General features: G+C 68.3%; 19 protein-coding genes and 1 pseudogene. 12 read left to right on the plus strand and 8 right to left on the minus strand.

Going from position 1 to position 20,561, the window contains the following annotated elements; all coding sequences use genetic code 11:
- The first annotated feature begins 133 nt into the window (after positions 1-133).
- From ASPU41_RS09700 to ASPU41_RS09710, 3 genes are read left to right on the plus strand one after another with little or no spacing between them, the layout of a single operon-like run.
- Positions 134-1,237, plus strand: coding sequence for a Gfo/Idh/MocA family oxidoreductase (locus tag ASPU41_RS09700; RefSeq protein WP_069950744.1), 1,104 nt, complete (start codon positions 134-136; stop codon positions 1,235-1,237).
- Positions 1,237-2,058: a TIM barrel protein gene (locus ASPU41_RS09705; protein ID WP_069950745.1), complete on the plus strand. Its 822-nt coding sequence runs from the start codon at positions 1,237-1,239 to the stop codon at positions 2,056-2,058. The genes ASPU41_RS09700 and ASPU41_RS09705 overlap by 1 nt, the downstream gene beginning before the upstream one ends.
- Positions 2,055-3,089 carry a Gfo/Idh/MocA family protein gene (locus ASPU41_RS09710; protein WP_069950746.1) on the plus strand — a complete coding sequence of 345 codons (1,035 nt, stop codon included), beginning with the start codon at positions 2,055-2,057 and terminating at the stop codon, positions 3,087-3,089. The genes ASPU41_RS09705 and ASPU41_RS09710 overlap by 4 nt, the downstream gene beginning before the upstream one ends.
- A gap of 115 nt (positions 3,090-3,204) precedes the next feature.
- Here the strand turns inward: ASPU41_RS09710 and iolB are convergent, their stop codons facing one another.
- Both iolB and ASPU41_RS09720 read right to left on the minus strand, forming a co-directional pair.
- The gene (iolB, locus tag ASPU41_RS09715) at positions 3,205-4,101 is read right to left on the minus strand and encodes a 5-deoxy-glucuronate isomerase (protein ID WP_069950747.1); all 897 of its coding nucleotides are present in this window, start codon (positions 4,099-4,101) and stop codon (positions 3,205-3,207) included.
- A 100-nt stretch (positions 4,102-4,201) separates the two neighbouring features.
- On the minus strand, positions 4,202-4,942 hold the full coding sequence (locus tag ASPU41_RS09720) for a GntR family transcriptional regulator (RefSeq protein ID WP_069950748.1): 741 nt from the start codon (positions 4,940-4,942) through the stop codon (positions 4,202-4,204).
- A gap of 296 nt (positions 4,943-5,238) precedes the next feature.
- On the opposite strand from ASPU41_RS09720, the gene ASPU41_RS09725 reads away from it, so the two are divergent.
- A complete protein-coding gene (locus tag ASPU41_RS09725) occupies positions 5,239-7,161 on the plus strand; it encodes a glycerophosphodiester phosphodiesterase family protein (RefSeq protein ID WP_197515805.1) in 1,923 nt (640 codons plus the stop codon).
- A 25-nt stretch (positions 7,162-7,186) separates the two neighbouring features.
- Here the strand turns inward: ASPU41_RS09725 and ASPU41_RS09730 are convergent, their stop codons facing one another.
- Positions 7,187-7,960 (minus strand): gamma-glutamyl-gamma-aminobutyrate hydrolase family protein, encoded by a 774-nt coding sequence (locus tag ASPU41_RS09730; RefSeq protein WP_069950750.1) that lies wholly within the window; start codon positions 7,958-7,960, stop codon positions 7,187-7,189.
- A 53-nt stretch (positions 7,961-8,013) separates the two neighbouring features.
- On the opposite strand from ASPU41_RS09730, the gene ASPU41_RS09735 reads away from it, so the two are divergent.
- Both ASPU41_RS09735 and ASPU41_RS09740 read left to right on the plus strand, forming a co-directional pair.
- Positions 8,014-8,502, plus strand: a complete 489-nt coding sequence (locus ASPU41_RS09735; RefSeq protein WP_069950751.1) for an SRPBCC family protein — start codon at positions 8,014-8,016, stop codon at positions 8,500-8,502.
- Positions 8,503-8,511: 9 nt separating this feature from the next.
- Entirely contained in the window at positions 8,512-9,645 is a 1,134-nt protein-coding gene (locus tag ASPU41_RS09740) for an LOG family protein (protein WP_069950752.1), read from the plus strand.
- Between the two features lie 25 nt (positions 9,646-9,670).
- Here ASPU41_RS09740 and ASPU41_RS09745 read toward each other — a convergent pair whose 3' ends face one another.
- Together ASPU41_RS09745 and ASPU41_RS09750 are read right to left on the minus strand one after the other, a co-directional pair.
- The gene (locus ASPU41_RS09745; RefSeq protein ID WP_069950753.1) at positions 9,671-10,579 is read right to left on the minus strand and encodes a matrixin family metalloprotease; all 909 of its coding nucleotides are present in this window, start codon (positions 10,577-10,579) and stop codon (positions 9,671-9,673) included.
- Positions 10,579-11,772: a VIT1/CCC1 transporter family protein gene (locus ASPU41_RS09750; protein ID WP_069950754.1), complete on the minus strand. Its 1,194-nt coding sequence runs from the start codon at positions 11,770-11,772 to the stop codon at positions 10,579-10,581. The genes ASPU41_RS09745 and ASPU41_RS09750 overlap by 1 nt, the downstream gene beginning before the upstream one ends.
- A gap of 264 nt (positions 11,773-12,036) precedes the next feature.
- Here ASPU41_RS09750 and ASPU41_RS09755 point away from each other — a divergent pair, with 264 nt between their 5' ends.
- Positions 12,037-12,273, plus strand: coding sequence for a hypothetical protein (locus ASPU41_RS09755; protein WP_069950755.1), 237 nt, complete (start codon positions 12,037-12,039; stop codon positions 12,271-12,273).
- Between the two features lie 124 nt (positions 12,274-12,397).
- Here ASPU41_RS09755 and ASPU41_RS22020 read toward each other — a convergent pair.
- Positions 12,398-12,590 (minus strand): annotated as a pseudogene (locus ASPU41_RS22020) (sodium:solute symporter); the annotation flags it as partial.
- Between the two features lie 129 nt (positions 12,591-12,719).
- Between ASPU41_RS22020 and ASPU41_RS09760 the strand changes: the two are divergent.
- The gene (locus ASPU41_RS09760; RefSeq protein WP_069950756.1) at positions 12,720-13,295 is read left to right on the plus strand and encodes a helix-turn-helix domain-containing protein; all 576 of its coding nucleotides are present in this window, start codon (positions 12,720-12,722) and stop codon (positions 13,293-13,295) included.
- Positions 13,296-13,460: 165 nt separating this feature from the next.
- Here ASPU41_RS09760 and ASPU41_RS09765 read toward each other — a convergent pair whose 3' ends face one another.
- Positions 13,461-14,300: a type IV toxin-antitoxin system AbiEi family antitoxin domain-containing protein gene (locus ASPU41_RS09765; RefSeq protein WP_231941228.1), complete on the minus strand. Its 840-nt coding sequence runs from the start codon at positions 14,298-14,300 to the stop codon at positions 13,461-13,463.
- 306 nt (positions 14,301-14,606) lie between these two features.
- Here ASPU41_RS09765 and speB point away from each other — a divergent pair, with 306 nt between their 5' ends.
- The 4 genes from speB (at position 14,607) to ASPU41_RS09785 (ending at position 19,784) form a co-directional block, all read left to right on the plus strand.
- The gene (gene speB / locus ASPU41_RS09770; protein WP_069950758.1) at positions 14,607-15,695 is read left to right on the plus strand and encodes an agmatinase; all 1,089 of its coding nucleotides are present in this window, start codon (positions 14,607-14,609) and stop codon (positions 15,693-15,695) included.
- Positions 15,692-17,368 (plus strand): thiamine pyrophosphate-binding protein, encoded by a 1,677-nt coding sequence (locus ASPU41_RS09775; protein WP_069950759.1) that lies wholly within the window; start codon positions 15,692-15,694, stop codon positions 17,366-17,368. Before speB ends, ASPU41_RS09775 begins: the two co-directional genes overlap by 4 nt.
- Positions 17,369-17,523: 155 nt before the next feature.
- A complete protein-coding gene (locus ASPU41_RS09780; protein ID WP_069950760.1) occupies positions 17,524-18,003 on the plus strand; it encodes a MarR family winged helix-turn-helix transcriptional regulator in 480 nt (159 codons plus the stop codon).
- 11 nt (positions 18,004-18,014) lie between these two features.
- Positions 18,015-19,784, plus strand: a complete 1,770-nt coding sequence (locus ASPU41_RS09785; RefSeq protein WP_231941229.1) for an MFS transporter — start codon at positions 18,015-18,017, stop codon at positions 19,782-19,784.
- Here ASPU41_RS09785 and ASPU41_RS09790 read toward each other — a convergent pair.
- Positions 19,781-20,536: a class F sortase gene (locus ASPU41_RS09790; protein ID WP_069950761.1), complete on the minus strand. Its 756-nt coding sequence runs from the start codon at positions 20,534-20,536 to the stop codon at positions 19,781-19,783. The genes ASPU41_RS09785 and ASPU41_RS09790 overlap by 4 nt on opposite strands.
- Positions 20,537-20,561 lie beyond the last annotated feature (25 nt).

Consider the following 20,561-nt stretch of genomic DNA (forward strand, 5'->3'; position numbering starts at 1 on the left):
GAGAGCAGGGCCCGCCCGCGTGGGCCTGGCCCTGCTTCTTCGTACGCCGGTCGAGTCCAGGCCGGGAAACCGCCTTTCGCACAGCACAGGCCCCACGCCCAGCTGTTGTGAATATGTCTGAAAGGACGAGCCAGTGGCTTACCTGAATCGAGAGTCAACGAATGTTCCCCTGCCCGTGCGCATCGGACTTATCGGCTCCGGCTGGATGGGAGCTTTCCACGCCGAGAGCATCGCCCGCCGGGTTCCGGGCGCCGAGCTCGCGGCTATCGCTGATCCCAATGTGGAGTCCGCCGCAGCCCTGGCAACCGTCCTGGGCGCCGGCAAGGTGACGGCCGACGCCGCCGACATCCTCGCTGACCCCGAGATCGACGCCGTGATCATTGCGAGCCCGGCTCGTTTCCACTCGTCCCTCATCGCCCAGGCGGCCGCCGCCGGGAAGCACGTGTTCTGCGAGAAACCGGCCGGACTGGGGCTCGACGAACTCGACGCCGCCCTGGCCGCCGTGGAGGCGGCCGGGGTGCACTTCCAGATCGGGTTCAACCGCCGGTATGCGGCGGATTTCCAGGCCGCCAAAAAGGACCTCGCCGCCGGTACCGTCGGGACGCCGCAACTGCTGCGCTCCCTGACCCGGGACCCGGGCACGGGAAGCATTCCGCACGCGGCCAGGGTCCCGGCCTGGACCGTCTTCCTGGAAACCCTGATCCACGACTTCGACACCCTGAACTGGTTCAACGAAGGCGCCGAACCGGTGGAGGTCTACGCCATTGCCGATGCGCTGGTGGAACCCGGGCTGCGTGACCAGGGCTTCCTGGACACCGCGGTTGTGACCATCCGCTACAGCAACGGCGCCATCGCGGTGGCCGAGGCGAACTTCAGCGCCCTCTACGGCTACGACATCCGCGGGGAGGTCTTCGGCTCCAAGGGCATGGTGCAGGCCGGACGGGCCACGGAAACCGCCGCCCGCCGGTTCACCGCCGAAGGGATATCGGCCGACACTCCCCGGCTGAACGTCGAGCTCTTCCGCCAGGCCTACACGGACGAACTCGTCGACTTTGCCGACGCCGTGCGCGCCCGGCGTGACGGCACGACGCCGCCGTCGGTCGCCTACTCGCTCACTCCCGGGGCCGCGGACGCCCGGCGCGCGCTGGCCATGGCGCTTGCGTGCATCGAGTCGGTCAAGCGCGGGACTGGGGTTGCCGTCAACACAGCGGCCGTCAGCGAGAGGGCAGTCCTCTGATGCGGCTGGCTGTCTGCGCGGAGATGGTCTTCACCGACCTTCCGTTCACCGAGCGGGTGCGCCGGATCCACGAGGCGGGTTTCGACGTCGAACTCTGGGATTCGCGGACCAAGGACATTGGTGCCCTGAAGGCCACCGGTGCAGTGTTCTCGTCCATGACGGGATACACGGCAGGAAGCCTGGTGGACCCCGGCTCGGCCGATGAGGTGGTGCGGACGGCGGAGTCGCTGATCCCCACCGCCCTGGAGCTCGGCGTGAGCCGGATGGTGGTGCACCCGGCCGAACTCATCGACGGCCACGCGGCCCGTCCGGTCTACCGGTCCAGCGGGCGCATGTGGATTACCGGGGCGCGTACCCTCGAGCGGCTCGGCAAGCTTGGCGAGAAGTACGGCGTGACCTTCTGCCTCGAGAACCTCAACACCATCCTGGACCACCCCGGGATCCCGCTGGCCCGCGCGAAGGACACCCTGGCGCTCGTTCAGGCCGCCGGGCATCCGAACGCCAGGCTCATGCTGGACCTCTACCACGCCCAAATGGGGGAGGGGAACCTGATCGAGCTCGTCCGGAGAGCCCTGCCGTACCTCGGCGAAATCCAGGTGGCGGATGTTCCGGGCCGCTGCGAACCCGGGACCGGGGAAATCAACTACGCGGCTGTCGCCAGGGCACTGGCCCAGGCCGGCTATGACGGCACGGTGGGCATGGAGGCCTGGGCCCTCGGCGACAGCGATGCCGCGCTGGACGCTTTCCGGGCGGCCTTCACCGTGCCCGCACCAACCGAGGCATCCACCCTGCCCGCACCACCAACAGGAGTAGAAGTATGAAAGATGTAATCCTCGGACTGGTGGGGGTGGGGCGGATCGGCGTTATGCACGCCAACAACATCGCCGCGCTCAACGGCGTCCTCAATCCGCAGGGCATCAACGTCCGGCTCCGGCTCACCGACGTCGCGGAAGACCACGCACGGACCATCGCCGCCGGGCTCGGCGCCGAATTCCTGCCCTCGACGGAGGCGCTCCTCGCGTCCGGGCTGGACGGCCTCGTTATCGCCACCGGAACCGGGACCCACCCGGACCTGATCAGGGCCGGGGTGGACGCCGGAATCCCGGTCTTTTGTGAGAAGCCCGTCGCCCTGAACGTGGCCGACGCCCTCCCCGTGCTCGACTACATCCGGGAAAGGAACGGGGTGGTCCAGATTGGCCACCAGCGCCGCTTCGACGCCGGCTACCAGGAGGCCCGGCGCGCCTACCAAACAGGGGAACTGGGCTGGATCCACTCGCTGCGCGCCGTCACCTGCGATATGGCCCCGCCGCCGGTCGAGTTCCTGGCCAGTTCCGGCGGGCTGTTCCGGGACTGCTCGGTCCACGACTTCGACATCCTGCGCTGGCTCACCGGCCGGGAAATCGTCGAGGTGTACGCCCGGGGCTCCAACAACGGGGACCCCGCGATCGGGGAAGCCGGCGATGTGGACACCGCCCTCGCGCTGGTGACCTTCGACGACGGCACCGTGGGAACGGTCTCGGCCACGCGGTACAACGGGGCGGGCCACGACGTGCGGCTGGAAATCCAGGGCTCCCGGCGTTCGCTCATGGTCGGCCTGGACGCCAAGACGGCGCTGGCCTCCGCCGAAGCCGGGGTCTCGTTCCCGGCAGGGGAGCCGCACCGGACCTTCGCCGAGCGGTTCGAGACGGCCTACCGTTCCGAGATGGCTGCCTTCGTCGAGTTAATCCTGGGCCGCCGGGAAAACCCCTGCACGCCGGAGGATGCCGTGGCCGCTTCCCGGGTCGCGGATGCCGCCCAGGAATCCCTCGCGACCGGTGTGCCGGTGCGGGTGGTCCAGACCGTCGCCGGCTGAACGGACACTGCGCCCCGGTTCCGTCACCGGGGTGGAGAGGCAAAAGAACCCGGGGCCCAAGGGCTCCGGGTTCTTTTTGTCCGGACTGCGATCTCGTCTGGACTGCGTGGTGCCGTCAGGCGCCGAAGGGCAGCCGCGGATCGAGGTCCTGGCCTTCCCAGGCCTGACGGATCCAGCCGTGGTGCGGGTCGTCGCTGATGAGCCAGTCGCGGACCGCGCCGGGGCCCGCCATGACGTTGAGGTAGTACAGGTCGTAGCCGGGGGCCGCCATGGCCGGGCCGTGCCAGCCGTACGGCACCAGGACGACGTCGCCGGTCCGGACCTCCGCGGCGACATCGATGGGACGCTCGTCCGAGGCGTACACGCGCTGGTAGCCGATCGCGTCGTCCGATCCGGGACGGGCCGGGGCTCCGGGCGTTACCCGGGTTTCGAAGTAGTAGATCTCCTCGAGGCTCGTTTCGCCGTCCTTCTCCTCGTCGTGCTTGTGCGGGGGATAGGAGGACCAGTTGCCGGCCGGCGTGAGGACCTCGCAGACGATAAAACGGTCCGCCTCCAGGGCGGCGGGGGTCCCGAAGTTGTGGACCTGGCGGGAGCAGTTGCCGGCCCCGCGTAGTTCGACCGGAGTCTCCGCGGCCGTGATGAGGCGCGTCGGGTAGGACGCTTTGGCCGGGGCGGTGGCCACGGCGACGCGTCCGCCGTCGGCCGAACTGATCGTCACCGCCTTGCCGGTTCCCGTGTAGAGGACATCGCTGGGGCCGCTGAAGACGCTCGCCCGGCCGGCCAGACGGTACTCCTCGCCGTCGACTGACACCGTAAAGGACCCGTTGAGCGGGACCACGATGCGTTCCTCATCCGCGGCGGGAAGTTCGACGGCGGCCCCGGCTCCCAGCGTGGCGACCTTCAGCCCGGTGTGGGCCCAGCCCTCCACCTGCACGGCGGAGTCGGAGGTGCCCAGCGAGATGTCCCAGGCGCCTTGGGCGGCGGTGCCGAGCGGATAGACCCAGTTGGCCATGAGTTCTGCCCTTTCGTTGTCGCGCCGGAGGAAGGCACGGGTGTGGAGGGGATGGGGTGCTGGCGACGGGCGTGCAGCACCCGCCGGCCGGCGCTGACGCCTATCTTTGGACGAGCGTCATTTCGAAGCTGTAGGAATCCGCGCGGTAGACGTGGTGCCCGGTCTCCACCTGGCGGCCGGTGTCGTCCACGGCGGTGCGCTCCATGGTGACCAGGGCAGAGCCGGGGGTGGTTTCCAGCAGGGTCGCCTGGTAATCGTTGGCGATCATGGCGCCGATCCGCTGCGAGGCGAGCCGGAAGTTCACGCCGCCGTTGCGGAGGATCGCGTACAGGCCTTGTGAGCCCAGGAGCGCCTCGTCGATGGGGGTAATGTCATCGCGCACCCAGTTCTCCATCAGCGCCAGCGGTTTGCCGCCGACCTTCCGGAGCCGGGTGAAGTGGTAGACCTTGGCGCCGGCGGGAAGCTGGAGTGCCGTGCGGGTGGCGGCGTCGGCCTCGTCGTGGGAGAAGCTCAACACCTCGGTGGTGGGCTTGCTGCCGTTGTTGCTGAGGTCGTCGTAAAGGCTGGAGAGCTCGAGGGGACGCCGGACCTGGCTGGAGACCACCTGGGTGCCGACGCCGCGCTTGCGCACCAGCAGGCCGGAGCGGACAAGTTCGTCCATGGCCTTGCGCATGGTGGGGCGAGAGAGGTTCAGCTGCGCGGCAAGGTCGATCTCGTTGTCGAGGCGGCTGCCGGGGGGAAGGACTCCGCCATGGATCGCGGCTTCGATGCCCTGGACCACCTGGTGGTAGAGCGGCACCGGCGAGGACCGGTCGATGTTGAGACTAAGGTGATTAGCCACTTTTTGAATAGCCACTGTTGAAGCGCTCCCTTGTGCCCCGGACCGGAACCCCGGGTGGGGCCGCCAGTTATGTTTCCCGGCCTATGTTCGCTTGATAGGACATACTGTTTAAGTTTATAGTAGCAGGGCTGTCCGGGCGGGTGGAAGTGTGCGCCGGGTTGCCGTGGCGGTCCCTGACGGGCGCCAGAGCGGTGGGTGTCTCCTGTTGACGGCCGGGCAAGATGGTTGATTCTGAGTCACCGCCAGTTCATTACCCGGACGCTGACGAACCATGCGCTGAGCCTAGCCTCGGTTGTGTGATCTCATTAACCCGTCGTCTTTCCCTGCCCCTGGCCGTGTCGTTGCTGGCCGCCGTCGCCGTCCTCCCGCTCTCTGCCACCCCGGCCCACGCCGCCGCCGTTTCCACCGTAGATCCGGCCGGAAGTCCTGAGGAGGTGCAGCCTCCGGTGACAGAGCCGCGACTCGCCTACAGTCAAGACTTCTCCGGCTCCGGCCTGCCCGAGGGGTTTACCGCCGTCGAAGGCGACTGGAAAGTGCAGGATGGACGGCTGGTCGGGACCAGTACCAGTACGGGCCAGATCTCCCGCGCGACGTTCGGCCCACACCTCGCCAACTACCGTTTTGAGGCGACCGTGCGTTTTGACAACGTCCTCAATGCGGCCCGCTGGTCCGCACTCGCCCTGGACATCCAGCCCAGCGGAGCCGTTCCGTTCTGGCTCGCCACGATGCGCTCCGGTAGCAAAGCCACGAACGGTCTGGAATTCGCCGAGCGGACGGCTGCCAGCGGCTGGAACGTCACCGACACGGCGTCGGCGCCAACCGATGCCGGCACGGGAACGGACGTGCGTGTTGCAGTCGAGGTCCACGGCAAAAAGGCCGCCTGGTACTTCAACGGCCAGAAGATGATGGAAACGAACCGGTTGGTCCGCTCCGACACGGGCGTCCTGGGGTTGGTGGCCAACGGCTCCACGGTGTCCTATGACAACATCAAGGTCACCGAACTCCCGGACACGGAGTCCCTGCTGGTCGGCCCCGGCAAACAGCCCGCTGTGATCGCCCACCGCGGACTGTCTTCTGTGATCCCGGAGAACACCTTGCAGGCCCTGCTGTCCGGGGGCCGCAGCGGAGCCGACTGGATCGAAATGGATGTTAACACTTCCAAAGACGGCGTGCCCGTAGTCATCCACGACAACACCGTGGATCGGGTGACCGCGGGAACCGGCGACGTCTCCGTCCTGACCGCCGAGTACATTGCCGGACTGGAAGCCGGTTCCTGGTTTGCCCCGGCCTATAGCGGCGCCAAGATTCCCACCCTGGCCGAGTTCCTGGACCAGACGGACACGGAGGGCTCCGGGCTTCTCCTCGAAGTCAAGGGACCCGAGACAAGGGAGGAAGTGCAGCGGACCATCGATATGGTGAAGGACCGCGGCATGTTCAACCAGACCATCCTGCAAAGCTTCGATACCAATGTCCTGCAGTACGCCCGCGAATACGCTCCCACTCTGCGCCTGGGCCTGCTCCGAGGGGCACTCGACGCCGACGTTGTCGCCGCGGCGAAGCGGTACGGCGCCGTAACGTACAACCCGAGCTGGAATGCCCTCGCAGCCCGGCCCGCGGCCATCAAGGAACTGCACGACGCCGGCATCGCCGTTATGCCGTACACGGTGGACAACCCCCAGCAGTGGAAGTCCATGACCGACGCCGGGGTAGACGGCATCATCACCAACCGGGCAGGTGCACTCGTCGGTTTCCAAAGTGCCTTGCCGTCCGCACCGCCGGCTCCGGCGCCTTTGCTGGCGTTCCTTGGAAAGCTCGACGGCGCCACGCTCACCCGAGGCGACACCGCCGTCCCGGCAACCGGCGTCACAAACGCCGACGCCATCGCGATCACCCTGGACAGCAAGTCCGTAGCCGAGGGCGAGGCGGTCGACGTCAACACCCTCACCCTGGGAGAGCACGCATTCGCGGCCAAGGCCACCGGCCCCGGCGGCGAGGCCACCGCAACCGCAACGTTCACTGTCCGGGCCAGCAAAGCCGGACTGCTCGCCCTCGTGATGACTGAAGATGTGGATTCCAAGGTTCGGGACAAGGTGCTGAAATACATCGACGCCGAACGCTGGGAGGACGCCGCTGTCGAAGCGGAAGCCGCGGCCGGCAAGGGTATCCCGGCCGGGCGGGCCACTCTCATTGCCTCAGACGCACGGGCGCTCGCCGGCTAGCCGTACGGATTCCGCCGGAGACAGGTCAGCGGCGGGTCCGGCAGACCTCGACGAAGGCGCGGAACGGGGCCAGCCGCTCCTCGGCCGGCAGTTCCAGGGCCTCGGGGTGCCACTGCACGGACGCCACCCAGCGTTCCGGGTCCTCCAGCGCCTCGACGGTTCCGTCCCCGGCGACGGCAGTCACCACGAGCCCGTCGGCCACGCGGGCCACGGCCTGGTGGTGGCCGGAGGCGATCTTCACGCTCACGCCGGCGCCGTGTTCCCCGGCCCCGCTTGTGCCGCCGCTGTACAGTTCGGCAACCTTGCTTCCGCCCTGCACCTCGACCTCGTGCCAGGCCCACGGCCCGGCTCCGTGCGCCGGCTCGGTTTCCCGGTGCGCCACGGTGCCCGGATCCATGTCCTGGATCAGCGTCCCGCCGTAGAGCACATTGAGCAGCTGGTGTCCCCGGCAGACGCCGAACACGGGCAGCCCGGCATCGATCGACCGCCGAGCAACGCCCAGGTCCAGTTCGTCCTGGGCGTGGCTGACGTCGTAGCAGGCCTGTCCTGGAGTTTCGCCGTAGCGCCGGGGGTCCAGGTCGCCGCCGCCGGGAAGGACGACGCCGTCCAGCTCCTCGAGCGGATCCTCCGGTGCGGCCAGCAGCACCGGGTCGCCGCCCCCGTCGCGTACCAGCTCCACGATGTAGTCAAAAAGCTCGTTGGCCTCCGCCACCCGCGGATCCGGGTCCGTGGAGCTGCTGAGCCGGAGGGGAATGCCGATGCGGGGCCGGCTGCTGCGGAGGACGGGGAGGGTCTGCATGATTTATTCTGCAACAGAACTTCCGTCTTCCAGCGCGGGTCTAGGATGGCCGGATGACCAACAGATATCTCGTGTCCCGCAGCCGCTTCATCGCGGCCGCTCCGGAAACCATCTTCGAAGTGCTCGCCGCACCTGCGCTGCACAGCGTGATCGACGGTTCGGACACAGTGAAGGGCGCCCAGCCGCGCGGCCCCGAACGGCTTGCCCTGGGCGCGAAGTTCGGCATGGAAATGAACATCAAGCTGGACTACAAGATCCTCAACACGGTCTGCGAGTTTGAGGAGGGCCGGCGGATCGCCTGGCGGCACTTCGGCGGCCACGTCTGGCGGTACCTGCTGGAGCCCGCCACCGACTCCGCCGGCAAACCCGGCACCCTCGTCACGGAACAGTGGGACGCACGGGAAGTGCGCGCCAGGATCCTCCTGCGCCTGGCCGGCTACCCCCGCCGCCACCCGGCCAACATCGAGCAGACCCTCGCCAAGCTTGACGCCTACGTGACGTCCGAAACCGCGTCCGGCACCGCCCCGGCTCCACTTCCCTAGGGGCCCCGGATGAGTGCTGCCAGCAGCCTGCACCCGAGTCCGCGCACGCTGGAGGTCGACAGCCTCGACAGCTTCGACCGGCTGGTCGCGGCCGGCGCCAGGACCATGCAGGGCTGGCATGCGCAGTCGCTGGACCTGCGCGGACGGGCGGCGCAGCTTGCGGCCATGAACCCGCAGGGCGGGATATTCCTCGGCTGCACCTTCGACGACGGCGTGGAGGATTTGCTGCGCAGCGGCGGCGCCCTTATTTTCCCGAAGCTCGAGGCCGTGCCGTTCAACCCGTACCGCGCGCGGCTCTACACCCCGCAGGAGCTGTACGAGGGGATCTCCGATTCACGTTATGAGGACACCCCGGATGCCAGGGTTTACCAGTGGAGCATCCGGCCGGGGCAGCGGCACCGCCTGGACGCGACCCTGGCTGCGGCCCTGCATGACCACTCGATCGGCGATGCCCTTGATGAGCTGACCCGTTCGGAACTCTGCGCCGGCCGGACCATGGTGGGCGTCATGGGCGGGCATGCCGCCAAGCGCGGTTCCGGCGTTTTCGAGGAGGCCGCACTGCTGGGGCGGCTGCTGGCCAGGGACGGGCGGGTGGTTGCCACGGGCGGCGGGCCCGGCACCATGGAGGCCGCCAACCTCGGCGCCTACCTGAGCGATGCCCCGGAGCGGGATTTCCGGAAGGCACTGGAGGACCTCGCCGCGGTTCCCGGTTTCCGCCCGTCCGTTTCGGCGTGGGCGCGCGCCGCCGCCGCCGTCGTCGAACGCCACCCGGAGGGAACGCCGTCGCTGGGAGTCCCCACCTGGTTCTACGGGCACGAGCCGCCGAACTTCTTCGCCACCCACATTGCCAAGTACTTCGCGAACGCCATCCGCGAGGCCATCCTGCTGGAACTGTGCAACGGCGGGATTGTTTTCCTGCCGGGCTCCGGGGGCACCGTGCAGGAGATCTTCCAGGATGCCTGCGAGAACTACTACGGCACCCCGGAAACCATCATGCCGATGGTGCTGGTGGGGCAGGAACACTGGCTGCGGCGCTACCCGGCCTGGCCACTGCTGCAAAGCCTCGCCTCGGGACGGCGGATGGAGAGCAGCATCTTCCTGGTGGACACCGTGGAGGAAGCGCTCGCCGTCCTGGACGGCTAGCTGCAGGTCCTCGGCGGCCGGCTGCTCAGAGGTCTTTGCGGCACTGGGCCTGGCCCAGCTCGTACAGGCCGTTCAGGTCACCGGCGGCCAGGCCGTCCGGGGCGCCGATCTCGGGGTACATCAGTTGCACCGGATCGTCCACATGCTCCAGCCCCATGACGTGGCCGAGTTCGTGCAGGATCACGGCGGTGGCATACGCGGCCCCGTCCCGCCGGCTGAGGTCCTCGGCGATCTGCGGGGCGTCGAGCTCCAGGCTGCCGGTGACAAAACTCTTGGGTCCGGTGCCGAAGCTGAAGTGCGTGCTGCCCCCGGTGCCGATTACCGGGCCTTTGAGCTGCGGGGCCTGGTCCGGGGTCGTCCACGCGATCAGCAGCGGCGCCCAGCGATCCCCGTAGGCGTCCTGCTGGTACGGCACGCGGGACTGGGACGGCACCTCCGTGGTCGGGCCGTCGTCGACAAATTGGATGCCGGTTGCGCGGGAAATCGACCTGATCGCGTCGTCAACGAGGCGTTCGGCTCCCTGCGGGGCGAGGGCCGCGTTCACTACATAATGCAGGGGCCGGCACGGGGAATAACCCACCGGGGTGCCGTCGTCATTCACGGCAAGAAACCTGTATGAGCTGCTCGCAACGGCTGGCTTCTGCGCACGACCGAGCGGATCGTCCTGCTCCTCAAAGCCGGCCGGGGGAGTGTCGGTCCGCACCACCTCGGCGCCCGGCGGCTGCCCGGAATGGCCTGCCGCCGCCCTGCCTGGGCCGGGTCCGCGGCCGACTTCGAAGAGCCCGGCGAAACGCGGATCCCCGTCGATGAGCCCGGCGGCCAGGAACGCGCCGCCGGCAATCAGCCCGGCGGTGGCGAGACCGCGGACGATCTGCCAGGTGGCGCGGGAGCGGCTGTGACGCGGTGTCCGGTCCCGGAATTCAGGACCGTCCACTACGCGACCACGGCGCCGAAGGCCATGCCCAGCAGGTACGTTACGCCCGCGGCGCCCATACCGATCGCCAGCTGGCGGAGGCCGCGGGAGGCGGGAGACGTTCCGGAGAGAAGCCCGACGACGCCGCCGGTGAACAGGAGCGCCAGGCCCACCAGGACGGCGGACAGCACGAGCGCGGCGACGCCGGTCATGCCCAGGACAAAGGGCAGGATCGGCACGATGGCGCCGGAAGCGAAGAAGCAGAAGCTCGACGCCGCCGCGCTCCAGGCGGTGCCGACGGCTTCGTGCTGGTCGTGGGTGGCCGGCAGCTCCGGCTGCAGGGAGAGGCTGGGATCGCAGTCGCAGTCGCGCAGGCCCATCCGCTCCGCGACGCGGTGTTCGGCAGCCTCCCGCGACATGCCGCGGGCCAGGTAGACCAGCAGGAGTTCGTTGTGTTCAATGTCCAGCGAAGGTGCGGCGGCCAGGGTGATCTGCGTTGGCCGGGTCGCGGCCAGGAGTTCGCGCTGGGAGCGGACGGAAATGAACTCGCCGGCTCCCATGGACAGCGCCCCGGCCAGCAGCCCGGCGACACCGCTGAGCAGGACCACGGAACTTCCCACGCCGGAGGCGGCCATGCCCATAACGAGGGAAAGGTTGCTGACCAGCCCGTCGTTGGCGCCGAAGACGGCCGCCCGGAAGGTGCCGGCCAGCCGGTTGCGGCCCCGGGTCGCGAGCCCACGGACGACTTCCTCGTGGATCTGTTCGTCGGCGACCATGGCCGGGGTGGCGGAGGGGTCGGTGGCGTACGGCGAACGGCTTTCGGCCCGCTGGGCGAGGGCCAGGACAAAGACGGAGCCGAAGTGGCGGGCCAGGAAGCCCAGGAACTGGCTGCGGAGTGAGGCGGGGCGGAGGCGGCCGGCGTGGTCGCCGAGAAGCTGGATCCAGTGCGCCTCATGGCGGCCTTCGGCTTCGGCCAGGGCCAGCAGGATCGCGCGCTCCTCGCCGCGGCGGTTCTGGGCCAGGTCCCGGTAGACGGAAGCTTCGGCCCGTTCGTCGGCGAGGTACTGCCGCCACCGCTTGATGTCCGCGGGGCTGGGGGTCGCGGCGCCCGGGGTTGCGGCTGGCGTCTCCTGGCCGGATGCGTGGCCGGATTCCGCGTGGGATTCCTGGCGGGGTTCTGGGTTGAACGGGTCAGATGTGGCGTGCTGGGACACGGAAGCTCCTGGGCTTGAAAAGGGCATGGTTAAGCCCCATTGCGTTTCCAGCGTACCCCGTATTTCCGCGGATTTTCGGCTGGCGATCCTCAGCGGAGAGTTTAGGCTAACCGTAAAAAAGCCCTGCACTGCGGGGCAGTCCGCAGCAGTCGGGGTCCGGCCCGGGGCGAGCTCTTGACCGTCCGGGTTCCCGGTGTTCGAATGAAACCCAGGGCGGGCTCTCCGGGGCCCTCGCCGCCACCCCAGTCACACGGAGGTTGCATCATGGACAACATCGGCTCACGCCCCATCCAGCCGGCCCGGGATTCCCTCGAGTCCGACCCCGCCTACGACTACGCCGAGGACGCGCCCGTGAGTGATGCTGCGGAGACCGAGGAGGAAGAACTCTTCGAGGAGGCCGATCGCATCGTTCCCCTCGACGAGGAGGACTTCCTGGGCGACGAGACGCCGGTGGTGCCTTTGGAGGGGGAAGAGTTCCTTGAGCCGGAGGAGAAGGAATAATTCTCCGGGCGGCTTGAATATCCGACGGCGGCGCCCCCGGAAGGGGAGCGCCGCCGTCGGCCTTTAACCCGCGGTCAGGAACTCACGGCGTCAGTGCGTCGGGACCGGGGCGGCGAGGAACCCGGCCGACGAGGATGTCGTAGACGATGGTGAGCGCCGCGGCGACGTCCTTGGTGATGATGGCGATAACGATCGCCACCACGCCCAGTCCCAGGACCCACGTGCGGTTGGCCTTGACGTCGTGTTCCGGGGTAGTCCGTGTCGTCGGTGTTGGTGTTCTTGCCGAACCGGCTGGCAACAAACGGCAGGGAGTCGGCGCAGGGTGTGATCCGGGTAACAATCGAGGCGTGTGACGCGTCGCGGGTTGATCGGGCGTCCGGGGGATGCCGTCCCGCTAGTATTGCTCCAACGATGGGGCCGAGCGGCCGGCCGTGAAAGGTTCCAAAATGAAGGCTCTACCAGTTGAACCGAGCAATGTTCCCGTTGCCATCGGTTCCCGGATCCGTGCCGCCCGGCAGTCGCAGCGGCTCACCATCGAGCAGGTGGCCGACGCCACCGGGCTGACCAAGGGGTTCCTCAGCCGGGTCGAGCGGGACCTCACCTCACCCTCTGTCGCGTCCCTCGTTACCCTGTGCCAGGTGCTGTCCATCTCGATCGGGGACCTCTTCGCCGCACCGGAAACGCATCTGACCAAAAAGAACGAAGGCCCGCGGATTTCCCTCGGCGGTGAAGGGATCGTGGAACGGCTGCTGACCGCGCGCTCCGAGCGCCGCGTGCAGATCATCCAGGCCGTGATCGAGCCCCGCGGCCGGGGCGAAGCTGAACTGTATGCGGTGGACTGCGACGTCGACGTGCTGCACGTTGTCAACGGCAGCATCCGGCTGATCCTCACCAACGAGGAATTCGAGCTGCACACCGGCGACACCGTGACCTTCCCCGGCCGCGAGCCGCACACCTGGGTGAACCCGACGGATGAAGCCGTCGAGGTCCTCTGGGTGCTGGTCCCCGCCGCGAGCCGCTAGGTTCCCTCACCGGTTTTGGGGTGGCTGCCTTCCCTGGCCCGGGCTGAGGACCGTTCGTGCGCGCTCCTGCCCAGTTACCGGAGCCCGCGCCGCCTGCCGGATTGGGTGAGCCCCGGAATTCCGCGGGCGCCGGGGGGCGGGCCCCGAAGTAACTGGGCAGGAACGTCAGGGCGCGGGCCGCGGCCGGCCCAGTACGGCCCGGATCTCGGCCACGACGCGCTCCGGCTCGAACCAGATGTGCTCCGGCATGTACCTGAGCACGGCAAAGCCGCTCAGGGTCGAGGCGTTGTTCCGTCCCAGGTCCCGGCGCAGGGCCTCGCGGCTGGAGTGGTACGCGAAACCGTCCACCTCAACGATCAGGTACCCCTCGATCAGGAAGTCGACCCGGCCAATCCCGGGCAGATAGACCTGGGCATCGTAGCCGATTCCATTGGTTGTGAAGAGGTGCTGCGCGTCGACCTCCACGATGGACTCGGCCCGGAGGTCCAGCTGATCCAGCGCCTTGCGGACCTGGCCGGACCGGTCGGCGGTGAGCTGGGCCTTCAACAGCTCCAGCGGGACACCATGCAGACGCATCGCCGAAGTCGCGATGGCCGCCGATGCCGGAGGGGCGAGGCAGGTCAAGGCATGCAGCACCACGTCCTCAACCGCGGCCAGGGGCAGCACTGGATGGCCCTCGAATCGGACCGTCCGGTGCCGGATGAAGCCGCTTCCGCGCCCGTGGTTGCAGGCCAGATGGTGCTGCGCCGGAGGGTCCCGAAGCCACAGCCCGTAATGCCCGGCCGCGCTGGCGCACGTGACGCGGGCGTTGTGGCGGATTGCAGCCTCAAGATCGGGGCGGCACTCCGGAAGGGCGAAGACACCGCGCCGCACTTGCCGGATGCCGGCGTCCGCCAACCGGGCAATGTCGGTCCGGGAAAAGCCTGCGGCCAACAATTGTCCGGTCCGGGCTACTCCGCCCAGCTGGGCCAGGTAATTAATCGGGTCCATCAAGTCAGTTGACATCCGAAGCCGTGCTGGTGAAACGGGGCGGGTGGCCCATGTGGAAAGCATTCCGGGGGATTGTTTCTGGACTCTGCCAGCGCTCCTGCCCAGTTACCCGCCACGGCACCGGACCCGGCCTGCCGCAGAGCCCCGGTTTTCCGCGGTTCTGCGGGTGCACCGGCCGGCTTGGTGGGGAAGTAACTGGGCTGGAACGTCCGGACCTGCCGCGCCCGTCGGGATCAGGTAAACATTTGATGCACAAGGGACAACTTCAAGTGTATGATGACTGTCACACCCGTCGGTCAATCCTCGAAGGAGAGCTTTCTTTTGGAAGAGCTGCGCATCGAGGCCAATGGCAACCTTGGCCCCATCGATTCATCCCGCATTCCGCGCTACGCGGGAGCCGCCACCTATGCGCGCCTGCCGCGGCTGGACCAGGTCGCCAAGGCCGACGTCACGGTTGTCGGCGTCCCCTTCGACTCGGGCGTCTCGTACCGCCCCGGCGCCCGCTTCGGGTCCAACCACATCCGCGAAGCCAGCAGGCTGCTGCGCCCGTACAACCCGGCGTGGGACGTCAGCCCCTTCGAGAACATCCAGGTTGCCGACGCCGGCGACATGGCGGTCAACCCCTTCAACATCCATGAAGCGATCGAGGCCATCCAGCAGAACGCGCTGGACCTGACCGCCTCCGGCAGCAAGCTGCTGACCCTCGGCGGGGACCACACCATCGCGCTGCCGCTGCTCCGCGCCGCCGCCGAACGCGCCGGCGGGCCCGTCGCCCTGCTGCATTTCGACGCGCACCTGGACACCTGGGACACCTACTTCGGCGCCGAATACACCCACGGCACGCCCTTCCGCCGCGCCGTCGAGGAAGGCATCCTGGATACCGAGGCCATCAGCCACATCGGTACCCGCGGCCCGCTGTACGGCAAGAAGGACCTGGACGACGACCACCGGTTTGGCTTCGGCATCGTGACCTCCGCCGACGTCTACTACCAGGGTGTGCTGGAAACCGTCGCCAAGGTGCGCGACCGGATCGGCAACCGCCCGCTCTACATCTCGGTGGACATCGACGTGCTGGACCCCGCCCACGCGCCCGGCACGGGAACGCCGGAAGCGGGCGGCATCACCAGCCGCGAACTGCTGGAAATCATCCGCGGCCTGCGCGGCATGAACCTGGTCGGGGCCGACGTCGTCGAGGTTGCCCCCGCGTACGACCACGCGGACATCACCGGTGTGGCCGCCAGCCACGTGGCCTTTGAACTGGTCACCCTGATGGCGGACCGTGCGGTTGAAGGCGACCGCTTCGGCGCGGCCAGCGGTTACGCTGCCCAGGCCCTCGGGCAGGAACCCCGCCGCCCGGCCGGCTTCGCGGCCCCGGCCGCCGGACGCGTCGAGAGCGGAGTCTCCCAGTGACCGGCGTGCGCAACGGCGGCGACCTCGTCGTAGAGACCCTCGAAGCGCTCGGCGCCAAAACCGTCTTCGGCATCCCCGGCCAGCATGCCCTGGGTCTCTTCGACGCGATGGGCCGCGGAAACCTGCACTTCGTCTCCTCCCGCGTGGAGAACAACTCGGCCTTCGCCGCGGACGGATACTCCCGCGCCACCGGCGAAGTCGGTGTCCTCTTCCTTTCCACCGGCCCCGGCGCACTGACCTCCCTGGCGGGGCTGCAGGAGGCCTACGCCACTGGCGTCCCCATGGTGGTCGTCGCGAGCCAGATCCCGCTGGAAGGACTGGGAGCCCGCCGCAAAGGCATGCTGCACCAGCTCGATGACCAGAAAGCCTCGGCCGCGAACGTCACCAAGAGCCAGCGGCTGATCCAGCACGCCTCCGGCATCCCCTCCGCCATCCAGGACGCCTGGACCGAGGCGATCTCCTCGCCGCAGGGCCCCGTCTGGCTGGAAATCCCGCAGAACGTCCTGCTGGATCCCATCATGGTGCCCCCGGTGGAGGACGCCCTCGCCGAGGCGGCAGACAACCCGCCCCGAGTGGAACTCATCCGCGAGGCCGTGAAATGGCTCTCGACCGCGGAACGTCCCGCCATCATCGCCGGCGGCGGCACCCGCCGCGGCCGGGCCGAGAAATCGCTGCGCTCCATTGCGGAGAAACTGCGGGCCCCGGTCATCTGCACCCCCGGCGGCAACGGTGCGTTCCCCTGGAACCACGAGCTCTCCCTGCAGTCCTGGATCGAGGACGAGTACATGACGGAGCTGCTCGAGGACGCCGACGTGCTGATCGTCGTCGGCTCCTCGCTTGGCGAAGTCACGTCCAACTACTTCACCTTCGCGCCGCGCGGCAGGATCATCCAGATCGATGCCGAACCGCGCGTGCTGGAATCCAACCGCCCCGGCCTCGGCATCCGGGCCGACGCCGGCCAGGCGCTCGCGGCCCTCGACGCGGCCCTCGACGCCGCCCTGGCGGAGCCGCGCCAAGGGCACGCGGACTGGCACGGCGCCCCGCCCGAAACTCTGGTCAAGGAAACCCTGGCCAAGGTCAAGGCCCGGCTGGAATCGCAGGACCTCGGCAAGGAACTGAAGTTCATGGCGGACATCAGGGAAGCCGTTCCCTCCGCCATGCAGACCTTCTGGGACATGACCATTTCGGCCTACTGGGCCTGGAGCTGCTGGGACGCCCGCGAGGGCCAGTTCCACTCCGCCCAGGGTGCCGGCGGACTCGGCTTCGGCTTCCCCGCGGCGATTGGCGGCGCCGTCGGCCTCGAAACCACCGGCAAGCCCGGCAGTTCAGCCCGGGTGCTGGCCGTCTCCGGCGACGGCTCGGCGATGTACTCCATCTCCGAGCTGGCCACGGCCAGGCAGCATAATGTCCCCGTCACCTGGCTGATTGTCGACGACGGCGGCTACGGCATCCTGCGCGAATACATGGTCGGGGCGTTCGGCAAGGCCACGGCCACCGAGCTCGCCCGTCCTGATTTCGTCAAGCTGGCCGAGGCCTTCGGGGTACCGGCCGTCCGGGTTGCGCCCGAAGACGTCGGGGACGCGCTTAGGGCTGGTTTCGCCGCAGACGGGCCGAACGTCGTCGTCGTCGAAACTCTGCTCCGGATGTTCGCCCCCACCCACGTGGAGGTCTGAGCCCCACGCTCCCCGCCTCTTCGAGGACAAGCAAGCGCGGGCCGGCAGCACTGCTGCCGGCCCGCGCCGGCTTTTAAGCGCACGATATGAGTTAGTTTCCCAAAGTAACTAAAATCCTGATATATTGTTGCCCCAGGCAAGCAAAGGGGGCCGTTATGGCCGTTGCGCCGGACACCGCAGCCAGACTCGTCCATCAGATCTTCGACCTGCAGCGCGCCGTACGATGCGTCGCCGCGGTCAAACTGCGCGGGGAGGACACCGGTGTGGCGCTCCAGGGCGTACTGCGCTTCGTGGGGGAGGGGGAAACCCGCGCCACCCGGTTTGCCGAGCGGCTTGGCGTCAGCGCGCCGGTCCTCAGCCGGCACATCGCCGAGCTGGAGGAACAGGGCCACGTGGTCCGCCGGCCCGACCCGCTGGACGGGCGGGCGCAGCTGGTCGCGCTCTCCGTATCAGGAGTCGCGAAACTCCGCTCCATTGAGGACCAGCTCGCCGCCGCCCTCCTTGGCTTCCTGCAGGACTGGAGTGAGCAGGACATCGAAGAGACAACGAAAACCTTGCAGAAACTTGCTGAGTCCCTCAGGACGGCAGCCCGGGCAACGACGGCCGGTTCCATCAATACGACCGACATTGTTTAAGGAGCGCCCCCATGGCCGCAACCGCAGAAATGCCCCCGGCACCAACGGTGGTGATGACGCACCGCCAGATCATGGAAGCCCTCACCGGACTGCTGGCCGCGTTCTTCACCGCGATCATCAGCAGCACGATCGTTGCGAACGCACTTCCCACGATCATGTCCGAGCTCAACGGCACCCAGACGGACTTCGCCTGGGTCATCACCGCTGCCCTGCTGGCCAACGCCGCAACCACCCCCATCTGGGGCAAGCTCGCCGACCTCTTCGATAAAAAGGTCCTGGTCCAGCTCAGCATTGTGATCTTCGTGGCCGGGTCCGTCATGGCCGGCCTGTCAGGGACGATCCCGCTGCTGCTGACCGCCCGCGTCATCCAGGGCGTCGCCATGGGCGGGCTCACCGCAATGGCGATGGCCATCATCGGCTCCATCATCCCGCCGCGGGACCGCGGCAAGTACTCGGGTTACATGGGCGCCGTGATGGCCGTGGGCACCGCCGGCGGCCCGCTGCTCGGCGGCTTCATCGTGGACAGCCCGCTGGGCTGGCGCTGGACGTTCTTCGTCTGCGTTCCGCTGGCCATTGTTGCGCTGATCCTGCTGCAGATCACCCTGAAACTGCCGCACGTCAGGCGCCCCGCCAGGATCGACTGGCTTGGTTCCATCCTGCTGACCTCCGGCGTGAGCCTGCTGCTGATCTGGGTGTCATTCGCCGGCAACCCGGACTACTACGACTGGTGGTCCTGGCAGACCGGAGCCATGGTGGGCGGGGGCCTTGCGCTGCTGGCGCTGCTGGTCCTGGTCGAATCCAGGGTCCCGCAGCCGATCATCCCGCTGAAAATCATTTCGCAGCGCACCACCGCTCTCGCCATCCTCGCCTCGATCGCCGTCGGCGTCGGGATGTTTGGCTCCTCCACCTTCCTGGGCCAGTATTTCCAGGTGGCCCGCGGCGCATCACCCACCGAGGCCGGACTCCTGACCCTGCCGATGATCGCCGGCAACCTGATCGGCTCCGTGGCCTCGGGACAGCTGATCAGCCGCACCGGAAAATGGAAGCGCTACCTGGTCGCGGGCTCGCTCCTGCTGATTGCCGGCCTCGGACTGACCGGCACCATCGATCACACCACCGAGCTCTGGCTGACCAGCGTTTACACCGCAATCCTCGGCCTCGGGCTGGGCCTGCTGATGCAGAACCTCGTGCTGGCCGTGCAGAACACCGTTCGGGCCGGCGACATCGGAACCGCCAGCGCCTCGGTGGCGTTCTTCCGCTCGGTCGGCGGCGCCATCGGAGTCTCCGTGCTCGGAGCCATCATGGGCAACCGGGTCAAGCAACTCGCCGCCGAGGGCCTCGCCGCCGCCGGGATTCCCGCCAGCGGGGGCGTTGCGGCCAGCATGGACCTCACGGACATGCCCGAACCCGTCCGCGAGATCATGCGGGCCGCCTACGGTGACGCGACGGCGCAGATCTTCATGGTCTCCGCGATCGTCGGCGTGGTCGCCCTGGTCGCGGTCCTCTTCATCAAGGAGGAGCCGCTGCGGCGCACCGTGGACATCGTCAGCCCCTCCGCCGCAGGCGACGGCGGCGGCGACGGCGGCGGCGACGGCGGCCCGGCCGCCGGGTTTACGCCGACTGCCGTGACTGCACCGGCACCGTTCGCGCCCGCCACGACGGGGCCAGCCCCCGCCACGAGAGAGCCTGCCCCCGCAGCCCCGACCGGAATCGTCGACCTCGACCGGGAATTTGTCGAGGTGCTCAGCCAGCAGCGCGAAAGCCGGCGCCGGGCCGACTAAACGGCGGGAGATGCCACGAGGAGCACGTTTTTCCCGAACAGATCTTCGGTGTAGCAGCTGATGAGGACGAGGCGATTGGGTACGACCTGCCAGATCGGATGGTCCTTGAGCGAGGCCTTGTTCTCGGTGGAAATGGAATCCACCCGGTAGCTGATCTTGCCCGCGGCCGTTGTCACTTCGAAGATGTCCCCGGGGGCGGTGCCTGAACTGAGCCGGTTGAACGGTGCGTCCCGGCCTTCCCAGCTGTGGCCCATGATGTAGGTCGTGTTGGCGGACCCCGCGCCGGGGGCGCCGAAGTTCGTCACCCAATACCCGTCCAGGGAGACGGGCGGAACGATGGTCTGGGATTCGATTTCGGCCGGGCTGGGCTGCAACGGGTGGACCGCAACGTCAAAGCCGGCGGCCGGATAGACGACGCGAAGGGGTGCCGCCGCCGGGGGGAACGGGGGAAGTGCGGGCGGCTGTTCGGCTGCCGGTACCGGGGACGCGGTGGCGGCACCGGTACCGGCGGCGCCCGGAGCCTCAGCGCTGTCCGCCGGCGCGGCGGGAGCGGGGCTTTCCGGAATGACAAGCGCGGGCGCTGCCGGCGGGGTCGCGGCCAGCTCGGACCGGGCGGGGGTTCCCGGGCCGGACAGGAACGTCAGGACGAGGAATGCAACCAGACCGCAGGCCAGAAGCAGCAGGTCGCCGCGGTTCCAGGTCCGTGGCTTCGCGGTCGCTGAACGGTGGGCCGGGGAATGGAGGAAGGGCATTGGAGCTCCTTCGTGAGTTCGGAAA

The organism is Arthrobacter sp. U41, assembly GCF_001750145.1.
Classification (GTDB): Bacteria; Actinomycetota; Actinomycetes; order Actinomycetales; family Micrococcaceae; genus Arthrobacter.

Coding starts and splice junctions, on each gene's coding strand:
- iolB (WP_069950747.1), bottom strand. CDS start 4,101: ATGGCCAACTGGGTCTATCCGCTCGGCACCGCCGCCCAAGGCGCCTGG.
- ASPU41_RS09710 (WP_069950746.1), top strand. CDS start 2,055: ATGAAAGATGTAATCCTCGGACTGGTGGGGGTGGGGCGGATCGGCGTT.
- ASPU41_RS09705 (WP_069950745.1), top strand. CDS start 1,237: ATGCGGCTGGCTGTCTGCGCGGAGATGGTCTTCACCGACCTTCCGTTC.
- ASPU41_RS09790 (WP_069950761.1), bottom strand. CDS start 20,536: ATGCCCTTCCTCCATTCCCCGGCCCACCGTTCAGCGACCGCGAAGCCA.
- ASPU41_RS09760 (WP_069950756.1), top strand. CDS start 12,720: ATGAAGGCTCTACCAGTTGAACCGAGCAATGTTCCCGTTGCCATCGGT.
- ASPU41_RS09730 (WP_069950750.1), bottom strand. CDS start 7,960: ATGCAGACCCTCCCCGTCCTCCGCAGCAGCCGGCCCCGCATCGGCATT.
- ASPU41_RS09765 (WP_231941228.1), bottom strand. CDS start 14,300: ATGTCAACTGACTTGATGGACCCGATTAATTACCTGGCCCAGCTGGGC.
- ASPU41_RS09740 (WP_069950752.1), top strand. CDS start 8,512: ATGAGTGCTGCCAGCAGCCTGCACCCGAGTCCGCGCACGCTGGAGGTC.
- ASPU41_RS09755 (WP_069950755.1), top strand. CDS start 12,037: ATGGACAACATCGGCTCACGCCCCATCCAGCCGGCCCGGGATTCCCTC.
- ASPU41_RS09785 (WP_231941229.1), top strand. CDS start 18,015: ATGGCCGCAACCGCAGAAATGCCCCCGGCACCAACGGTGGTGATGACG.
- ASPU41_RS09780 (WP_069950760.1), top strand. CDS start 17,524: ATGGCCGTTGCGCCGGACACCGCAGCCAGACTCGTCCATCAGATCTTC.
- ASPU41_RS09735 (WP_069950751.1), top strand. CDS start 8,014: ATGACCAACAGATATCTCGTGTCCCGCAGCCGCTTCATCGCGGCCGCT.